This window comes from Rhodococcus sp. 27YEA6, from assembly GCF_044908235.1.
In the GTDB taxonomy this organism is placed as follows: Bacteria; Actinomycetota; Actinomycetes; order Mycobacteriales; family Mycobacteriaceae; genus Rhodococcus_F; species Rhodococcus_F qingshengii.
This window is the reverse complement of the sequence record NZ_JBIYCY010000066.1, coordinates 1-1,415: the sequence shown is the minus strand read 5'-3', so window position 1 is coordinate 1,415 and position 1,415 is coordinate 1. Positions and strand designations below refer to the sequence as shown.

Genomic DNA, 1,415 nt, shown 5'->3' with positions numbered 1-1,415 from the left:
AGTTGAGTCCCGGATAGTGGTGTAGCGCGGTCGCCGAGATCGTCCCGATGCTGGACGTGGACGCGGCCACCGCGTGATTCTTCAAGAGATCTCTCACAACCACCTTGAAGAGGACACAACGATGACCGCTCCACACATTGTCGACCCTGCAGCTCTGCTTGGCGACGCTCTGGCCGATGCCTCGCCAGATCTGATGCGCAGCCTGTTGCAGACGATGATCAACGCGCTTCTGTCGGCTGATGCCGATGCTGTTGTCGGTGCCGAGTACGGCCGCCCGTCACCTGATCGGACGGCCCAGCGCAACGGATACCGGCATCGACCCCTGGATACCCGAGTCGGCACGATCGACGTCGCCGTCCCCAAACTCAGGGCGGGGTCCTACTTTCCGGAATGGCTGCTCGAGCGTCGCAAACGGGCTGAGACCGCGCTGATCACCGTCGTGGCCGATTGCTACCTCGCCGGCGTGAGCACCCGCCGGATGGACAAGCTCGTCAAGACATTGGGCATCAACAGCCTGTCGAAGTCGCAGGTCTCACGGATGGCCACCGACCTCGACCAGTTGGTTGCGGAGTTCCGTCACCGGCCTCTCGGCGACGCCGGCCCGTTCACCTTCGTCGCTGCTGACGCGCTCACGATGAAGGTCCGCGAAGGCGGCCGGGTCGTCGCCTCGGTCGTTCTGATCGCGACCGGTGTCAACGCCGACGGACGACGTGAAGTCCTCGGAGTGCAGGTCGCCACGTCGGAGACCGGGGCTGCGTGGAACACGTTCTTCGCCGACCTCGTGGCCCGCGGTTTGGCCGGCGTCCGACTCGTCACCAGCGACGCGCACGCCGGACTCAAGGACGCGATCACTGCAAACCTGCCCGGCGCCGCCTGGCAACGGTGCCGCACCCACTACGCGGCGAACCTCATGAGCGTGACCCCGAAGTCGATGTGGCCGGCGGTCAAGGCGATGCTCCACAGCGTCTACGACCAGCCCGACGCACCAGCGGTGGCCGCCCAGTTCGACCGGCTCGTCGACTACGTCGACGACAAACTGCCAGCCGTCGCGGAGCACCTCACAGCCGCCCGTGACGACATCCTCGCGTTCACGACTTTCCCCGAGGGACTCTGGCAGCAGATCTGGTCGAACAATCCCAACGAGCGCCTCAATCGCGAGATCCGCCGCCGCACAGACTCCGTCGGGATCTTCCCCAACCGCGACGCGATCATCCGCCTCGTCGGCGCAGTCCTTGCCGAGCAGACCGACGAATGGGCCGAAGGACGCCGCTATCTCGGCCTCGAAATCCTCGCCAAGTCCCGCCTGACCATCGTCGCAACCAACGACGCCGACATCGACAAGGAGGACATTCCCGCACTCACCGCCTGAACCCGACAGGGTCACGCAGGGCTACACCACTCCCAGGGACTTGACC

1 protein-coding gene is annotated in these 1,415 nt (G+C 65.3%); it reads left to right on the top strand.

Features of this window, described 5'->3' with window-relative positions:
- Positions 1 to 121: 121 nt before the first annotated feature.
- Positions 122 to 1,369 carry an IS256 family transposase gene (locus ABH939_RS33135; RefSeq protein ID WP_030538129.1) on the top strand — a complete coding sequence of 416 codons (1,248 nt, stop codon included), beginning with the start codon at positions 122 to 124 and terminating at the stop codon, positions 1,367 to 1,369.
- Positions 1,370 to 1,415 lie beyond the last annotated feature (46 nt).